General features: G+C 70.7%; 7 protein-coding genes. 2 read left to right on the top strand and 5 right to left on the bottom strand.

All coding sequences use genetic code 11. From position 1 onward, the window contains the following. On the top strand, positions 1–1036 hold a 1036-nt coding region (locus LJ221_RS20710), incomplete at its 5' end, for a metallophosphoesterase (RefSeq protein ID WP_241718238.1). Between the two features lie 60 nt (positions 1037–1096). Next, positions 1097–1258 carry a type II toxin-antitoxin system HicB family antitoxin gene (locus tag LJ221_RS20715; protein WP_241718239.1) on the top strand — a complete coding sequence of 54 codons (162 nt, stop codon included), beginning with the start codon at positions 1097–1099 and terminating at the stop codon, positions 1256–1258. A 138-nt stretch (positions 1259–1396) separates the two neighbouring features. Here LJ221_RS20715 and LJ221_RS20720 read toward each other — a convergent pair whose 3' ends face one another. The 5 genes from LJ221_RS20720 to LJ221_RS20740 form a co-directional block, all read right to left on the bottom strand. Further along, positions 1397–2167, bottom strand: a complete 771-nt coding sequence (locus LJ221_RS20720; protein ID WP_241718240.1) for a succinate dehydrogenase iron-sulfur subunit — start codon at positions 2165–2167, stop codon at positions 1397–1399. Further along, complete coding sequence (gene sdhA / locus LJ221_RS20725) at positions 2167–3921, bottom strand: succinate dehydrogenase flavoprotein subunit (protein ID WP_241718241.1); 1755 nt, start codon at positions 3919–3921, stop codon at positions 2167–2169. Before sdhA ends, LJ221_RS20720 begins: the two co-directional genes overlap by 1 nt. Before the next feature lie 24 nt (positions 3922–3945). Next, complete coding sequence (locus LJ221_RS20730) at positions 3946–4380, bottom strand: succinate dehydrogenase hydrophobic membrane anchor subunit (RefSeq protein ID WP_241718242.1); 435 nt, start codon at positions 4378–4380, stop codon at positions 3946–3948. 4 nt (positions 4381–4384) lie between these two features. Then, positions 4385–4765: a succinate dehydrogenase, cytochrome b556 subunit gene (gene sdhC / locus LJ221_RS20735; protein ID WP_093661581.1), complete on the bottom strand. Its 381-nt coding sequence runs from the start codon at positions 4763–4765 to the stop codon at positions 4385–4387. A gap of 136 nt (positions 4766–4901) precedes the next feature. After that, positions 4902–5546 (bottom strand): 2-oxo-4-hydroxy-4-carboxy-5-ureidoimidazoline decarboxylase, encoded by a 645-nt coding sequence (locus LJ221_RS20740; protein WP_241718243.1) that lies wholly within the window; start codon positions 5544–5546, stop codon positions 4902–4904. Positions 5547–5854 lie beyond the last annotated feature (308 nt).

The following is a 5854-nucleotide window of genomic DNA, read 5'->3' on the forward strand; positions in this document are numbered from 1 at the left end:
CGCCGAAGCCGCGGGCCGACCAGGTCAGCACCGCGTAGCCGGAGCGGGCCAGCTCCTCGGCCTGGTCGCGCAGTTCGGCCTTGCTGCCGCCGAAGCCGTGGCCCAGCAGGACCGCGGGACGGTGTGCACGGCCGTCGCGGACCGCGACGGCGCGGACCCCGGCTCCCGCCCCGGGGCCGGTCCCGGAACGGACGAGCGCCCGCCGGCCGGGCCGTCGCGCCGCCTGTTCGTGGCCCGCACGGTGGCCGCCGCCGCGGGCGTCGCCGCGGCCGGGACGGTCGGTTACGGCACGTACGGCGTGATGCGCGGCCCGAAGCTCAGGCGCGTCACCGTCCCCCTGGCCAAGCTGCCCAGGGCTGCCCACGGCTACCGCATCGCCGTCGTCAGCGACATTCACCTCGGCCCCGTCCTGGGCCGCGCCCACACCCAGCGGATCGTGGACACCATCAACCGGGCCGACGCCGACATGGTCGCCGTCGTCGGTGACCTGGTGGACGGCACCGTCGCCGAACTCGGCAGTGCCGCCGAACCGCTGGCCCGGCTCCGCTCGCGCGACGGCTCGTACTTCGTCACCGGCAACCACGAGTACTTCGGCGACGCGGGCGAGTGGATCGACCACGTCCGTGAGCTGGGCCTTCAGCCGCTGGAGAACGCCCGCCGCGAGCTGCGCCACTTCGACCTGGCCGGCGTCAACGACCTCGCGGGCGAGGAGGAGGGCCAGGGCCCGGACTTCGCCCAGGCCCTCGGCGACCGCGACGCCTCCCGTGCGGTGGTCCTCATGGCCCACCAGCCGGTCATGATCCACGACGCGGTGGACCACGGCGTCGACCTCCAGCTCTCCGGCCACACCCACGGCGGCCAGATGTGGCCCGCCACCTACATCGCCGGCCTGGCCAACCCCACCCTCGCCGGCCTGGAGCGCTACGGCGACACCCAGCTCTACGTCAGCCGCGGCGCGGGTGCCTGGGGCCCGCCGGTGCGGGTGGGCGCCGAATCCGACATCACCGTCGTCGAACTCGCCTCCGAGCAGGCCTGACCCGTCTGCGCCGCGCCCGGCTTCCCCCGTCCGGACACGTGACGGGAGCCCTCCGAACGCATGGTCCGCGCCCTCCTCCAGGCGGAGGTCACATCCCGGGGCGAGACCATCGGGGAGTCCCCGCAGAACCTGCGCGAGGCGCTGGGACTCTCCTGCGAGGACGCTCCCGCACCCGAGGTCACCGACGTGATCACCGCTCCTGTCGAGATGCGCGTCGCCTGAGCGCGGTCAGAGCCCGGCGCCGTCTCCCGGTTCCGGGGCGGCGTGTACGTGAGAGGGCCCGCACCCCTCAAGGGTGCGGGCCCTCCCCGCTTCTTCCGGGCCCCGGGCCGCCCGTGGCGGGTGGCCCGGGGGGGGATGTCAGTAGCGGCGCGTGATCAGCGCCCGCTTGACCTCCTGGATGGCCTTGGTGACCTCGATGCCGCGCGGACAGGCCTCCGTGCAGTTGAAGGTGGTGCGGCAGCGCCAGACGCCCTCGCGGTCGTTGAGGATCTCCAGACGCTGCTCACCACCCTCGTCGCGGGAGTCGAAGATGAAGCGGTGCGCGTTGACGATCGCCGCCGGGCCGAAGTACTGGCCGTCGTTCCAGAACACCGGGCACGAGGAGGTGCACGCGGCGCACAGGATGCACTTGGTGGTGTCGTCGAAGCGCTCGCGGTCCTCGGCGGACTGCAGGCGCTCGCGGGTCGGCTCGTTGCCCTTGGTGATCAGGAAGGGCATCACGTCCCGGTAGGCCTGGAAGAACGGCTCCATGTCGACCACCAGGTCCTTGAGGACCGTGAGCCCCTTTATCGGCTCGATCGTGATCGGCTTCTCCGGGCTGATGTCCTTGATCAGCGTCTTGCACGCCAGCCGGTTGCGGCCGTTGATGCGCATCGCGTCGGAGCCGCAGATGCCGTGCGCGCAGGAGCGCCTGAAGGTCAGCGTGCCGTCGACCTCCCACTTGATCTTGTGGAGGGCGTCCAGGACGCGCTCCTTGGGGTCGATCTCCAGCTCGAAGTCCTGCCAGGTGACCTCGTCGGAGACCTCCGGGTTGAACCGGCGGATCCGGAAGGTCGCGGTGATGTAGGGGGAGTCCGCGGCCGTGCCGCCGGCACCGGCCTGGGACTTCTCCATGACGGGAGTGGCCATCAGTACTTACGCTCCATCGGCTGGTAGCGGGTCTGCACGACCGGCTTGTAGTCCAGCCGGATCGACTCGGTGCCGTCGGCGCCCACCTCGCGGTACGCCATGGTGTGGCGCATGAAGTTGACGTCGTCGCGGTTGGGGTGGTCCTCGCGGTAGTGGCCGCCGCGGGACTCCTTGCGGGCCAGCGCGGAGACGGCCGTCACCTCGGCCAGGTCGAGCAGGTTGCCCAGCTCGATGGCCTCCAGCAGGTCGGTGTTGAACCGCTTGCCCTTGTCCTGGACGGACACGTTCCTGTACCGCTCGCGCAGGGCGGCGATCTCCTCGACGGCTTCCTTGAGCGTCTGCTCGGTACGGAAGACCATGACGTTCTTGTCCATGGTCTCCTGGAGCGCCTTGCGGATCTCGGTGACCCGCTCGGTGCCCTCCGAGGAGCGCAGCGCCTCGACCTGGCCCTGGACGAACGCGGCCGGGTCCTCCGGCAGGTCCACGTAGTCGGCGGTCGAGGCGTACTCGGCGGCGGCGATGCCCGCCCGGCGGCCGAAGACGTTGATGTCCAGCAGCGAGTTGGTGCCCAGGCGGTTGGCGCCGTGCACGGACACGCAGGCGACCTCGCCGGCCGCGTACAGGCCGGGCACCACCGTGGTGTTGTCGGCCAGCACCTCGCCCTGGACGTTGGTCGGGATGCCGCCCATCGCGTAGTGCGCGGTCGGCTGGATCGGGATCGGGTCGGTGTACGGCTCGATGCCCAGGTAGGTGCGCGCGAACTCGGTGATGTCCGGCAGCTTGGCGTCGAGCTGCTCCGGCGGCAGGTGGGTGAGGTCCAGGAAGACGTGGTCGCCCTCGGGGCCGCAGCCGCGACCCTCGCGGATCTCGGTGTAGATCGAGCGGGAGACGACGTCGCGCGAGGCCAGGTCCTTCATGACGGGCGCGTACTTCTCCATGAAGCGCTCGCCGTCCTTGTTGCGCAGGATGCCGCCCTCGCCGCGGGCGCCCTCGGTGAGCAGGATGCCCATGCGCCAGATGCCGGTCGGGTGGAACTGGAAGAACTCCATGTCCTCCAGCGGCAGGCCCCGGCGGAACGCGGCGGCCTGGCCGTCGCCGGTCAGGGTGTGTGCGTTGGAGGAGACCTTGAAGAACTTGCCGTTCCCGCCCGAGGCGAAGACGACGGCCTTGGCCTGGAAGACGTGGATCTCGCCGGTGGCCAGCTCGTAGGCGACGACGCCGGCGGTGCGCCTGACCCCGTCGACCTCGCTCATCAGCAGGTCCAGGACGTAGAACTCGTTGTAGAACTCCACGCCCTCCTTGACGCAGTTCTGGTACAGCGTCTGGAGGATCATGTGACCGGTGCGGTCCGCGGCGTAGCAGGACCGGCGCACCGGGGCCTCGCCGTGGTTGCGGGAGTGGCCGCCGAAGCGGCGCTGGTCGATGGTGCCGTCCGGGGTCCGGTTGAACGGCAGGCCCATCTTCTCCAGGTCGAGGACGGCGTCGATGGCCTCCTTCGCCAGGATCTCGGCGGCGTCCTGGTCGACCAGGTAGTCACCGCCCTTGACCGTGTCGAAGGTGTGCCACTCCCAGTTGTCCTCCTCGACGTTCGCGAGGGCCGCGGCCATGCCGCCCTGGGCCGCGCCGGTGTGGGAGCGAGTGGGGTAGAGCTTGGTCAGCACCGCGGTGCGGCTGCGCTTGGTCGCCTCGATGGCGGCGCGCATCCCGGCGCCTCCGGCGCCGACGATGACGGTGTCGTACTTGTGGGTCTTCATGATGAAAGCGCCTCAGCCCCGGCTCTAGCGGATGTTCGGGTCGAAGGTGAAGATCACCAGCGTGCCCAGCAGGACGGTGAACACCGTGGCGGTGTACAGCAGCATCTTCAGCCAGAAGCGGGTGCCGTCACGCTCGGCGTAGTCGTTGATGACGGTCCGCAGACCGTTGGCGCCGTGGAGCATCGCCAGCCACAGCATCAGCAGGTCCCAGGTCATCCAGAAGGGCGAGGCCCAGCGACCGGCCACGAAGGCGAAGTTGATCTTGCTGACGCCGCCGTCCAGGACGAGCTGGATCAGCAGGTGGCCGATCACCAGCACGACCAGCACGATGCCGGACAGCCGCATGAACAGCCAGGCGTGCATCTCGAAGTTGCCGGGCGTGAACTTCCTGGGCGTCCGGCCGGTGCGAGCCCGGGGCGGCTCGATGACGGGGGCGGGGTTGTCTACGTCGTAGGCCATGTCGTCAGCTCCCGAACAGCTCGCTCACGGCGTGCCCGAGGACCGGGTACAGCGCCCCGATCATCAGCACGATCCAGATGCCCATGACAGTCCACAGCATCTGGCGCTGGTACTTGGTGCCCTTCGACCAGAAGTCGACGGCGACGACCCGAAGGCCGTTGAGCGCGTGGAAGAGGATGGCGGCCACGAGGCCGTACTCCAGCAGCGCGACGATGGGCGTCTTGTAGACCGCCACGGTGTCGTCGTAGGCCTCGGGGGAGACGCGGACGAGCGACGTGTCCAGGACGTGCACGAACAGGAAGAAGAAGATGAGGACGCCGGTGACTCGGTGAGCCACCCAGGACCACATGCCTTCCCGGCCGCGGTACAGCGTTCCAGCCGGCACGGAAATACCCTCCGGGAGCGGTTTACGGGGCCGGCCGGCTTCGGTGTCGGTCTGGCCCGGCCGGGTACGGTCCACCGGCCGATGGCCATGGTAACGACGTCCTGTCGGTACGGTTCCCCCGGGGGGTCAGATGTGATCAATCAGGCACGGACGGGCTAGGAGTCCCGCGGGGTGCCGTGGTACCGGCCGGGGCCGGTGCGCGGGCCCCCGGTTCGGCGGGGTGGGGCGGCTGCCGCGGCAGGTTCGGGGGAGTGCCCTCCCGGGCCAGCCGCAGCAGCCGGCCGCGTGCGATGCGGCGCAGCTCCTCGGCGGCCACGGCGCGCTCCTGTTCGGCCTCGTTGCCCAGCCGGGTGCGGATCGCGGTGAGGACGTGGCCGAGCGCCTCCTCCTCGCGCACCCCGTCCACGCACAGCACGAAGGCGTGGCCGAAACGGCTCTCGTACGCGGCGTGGGCGGCGCGCAGGGCGGTGTGCGCGGCGAGCGCGCCGGGGCCGGTGATGGCGATGTGCCGCCCGCCGTACAGCGGGCCGCCGTACCCGGCTCCGGCGGCGGGCTCCCGGGTCAGGGCCTCGGACAGATCCTCGTCGGTGAGGTCGTAGCTGGCCTCGTCGGCGGCGGCGAGCAGCGCCTCCACGTCCGGGTAGGGCCGGTGGCCGGCGATGTTCTCCGCCCACCTCCGGCTGCCGCAGCAGGCGAGCAGGGAGCTTCGGAGGTCGTCGGGGGAGGCGTTGTTGAGGCGGTGGAGCGGCGTTGCCTCGCTTCGCTGAGGGGGCAGGCGCATGGGCTCCTCGGGCGCGGGGAGACGTTGGGACGTCGCGGGACACGGGAGTGCGGGTGACGGAGGCGGCCGGTGTGGCCAGGGCTGCATGCGGGGGTCGCCGGAGTGATCGTGCGCGGAAGATGACGCCACGGTAACGACAAGAGGAGGGAAGCGGTCGGCGGGGAGATTCTTTTCACCCGAACGAGACGAGTCTCGGGCGCATGATTGACGGACAGGGATTGGAAAGGGGCAATACGGTCACCTCATGGGACGCAGGCGCAGACGCAACCCCCGCAGGAGGACCGCCGCCGTCACGGCCGTGGCGGGGG

This window comes from Streptomyces sp. CNQ085, from assembly GCF_022614595.1.
In the GTDB taxonomy this organism is placed as follows: Bacteria; Actinomycetota; Actinomycetes; order Streptomycetales; family Streptomycetaceae; genus Streptomyces.

Bases quoted from the DNA above. Each gene is read 5' to 3' on its own strand.
- LJ221_RS20720 (WP_241718240.1), bottom strand. From the start codon at position 2,167: ATGGCCACTCCCGTCATGGAGAAGTCCCAGGCCGGTGCCGGCGGCACG.
- sdhA (WP_241718241.1), bottom strand. From the start codon at position 3,921: ATGAAGACCCACAAGTACGACACCGTCATCGTCGGCGCCGGAGGCGCC.
- LJ221_RS20740 (WP_241718243.1), bottom strand. From the start codon at position 5,546: ATGCGCCTGCCCCCTCAGCGAAGCGAGGCAACGCCGCTCCACCGCCTC.
- LJ221_RS20715 (WP_241718239.1), top strand. From the start codon at position 1,097: ATGGTCCGCGCCCTCCTCCAGGCGGAGGTCACATCCCGGGGCGAGACC.
- LJ221_RS20730 (WP_241718242.1), bottom strand. From the start codon at position 4,380: ATGGCCTACGACGTAGACAACCCCGCCCCCGTCATCGAGCCGCCCCGG.